Source organism: Arsenophonus sp. ENCA, assembly GCF_002287155.1.
In the GTDB taxonomy this organism is placed as follows: domain Bacteria; phylum Pseudomonadota; class Gammaproteobacteria; order Enterobacterales; family Enterobacteriaceae; genus Arsenophonus; species Arsenophonus nilaparvatae.
This window is the reverse complement of the sequence record NZ_NHNG01000060.1, coordinates 1-858: the sequence shown is the minus strand read 5'-3', so window position 1 is coordinate 858 and position 858 is coordinate 1. Positions and strand designations below refer to the sequence as shown.

The 858-nt window shown below is 42.7% G+C and carries 1 protein-coding gene; it reads left to right on the top strand.

Annotated features, from left to right (window positions below):
• A partial coding sequence (locus CBG25_RS01675) for an IS5 family transposase (protein ID WP_290604069.1) occupies positions 1–542 on the top strand: 542 nt, incomplete at its 5' end.
• Positions 543–858 lie beyond the last annotated feature (316 nt).

Below are 858 nucleotides of genomic sequence, written 5' to 3'. Positions count from 1 at the left end.
AACTCAAGCAGGAAGCGATGCCTGCTCATTGGAAACCAACCAAGCGGCGACAAAAAGATTTAGACGCCACGTGGACTAAAAAACACGGTAAGAGTCATTATGGCTATAAGCTTTCGGTAAACATGGATAAGAAGTACAAATTCATCAGAAAAATCGTCACCGATACGGCCAGCACCCACGACAGTCAGCATTTCGAAAGGGTCATTGACAAGGCCAACACCAATCGCAATATCTACGCCGACCGAGGCTATCCCTCTGCGGAGCGGGAAGCTTGGCTGAAGGCAAACGGCTATAGGAGCCAGATTCAGCGTAAAGGCCATCGAAACAAACCGTTGTCCAAGACTCAGCAAGGGCGAAACCACAGGATTGCAAAGACTAGGGCACGGGTTGAACATGCATTTGCGGCGATGGAACAAATGGGTAGAAAACTGATCCGCACCATTGGACAGGTGCGCGCTAATTTTGCCATGACGATGATGGCAGCATGTTACAACCTAAAGCGGTTGGCGTACTTCCAGAGCGCGTGCATCGTGGCTTTCTGACGCCCAGAATGGGTTAAATGGCCCTAGCCAGGGCAATGTGCGATAGAATCAGTAACGTGATAATCAAAAAAATCTAATTATTTAGAATGAAAGCCAAGGGTTAATTGAAAATCTTGAGTTTTTCGAGGTGCCCAATAATGTAAAAAATATTATGGAGATTAATTTTTTAAATATGGGAATATATATTTAATGTTAACGTAAATTAATGTAATTTTTTTTGTTAATTAAAAATGTGGGCTAAAATGTAATTTACAGCTATCCACTTTTAATGGAGCGTCCGATGAAAAAAATCTTAATAACCGGGTCAAGTGGTTTA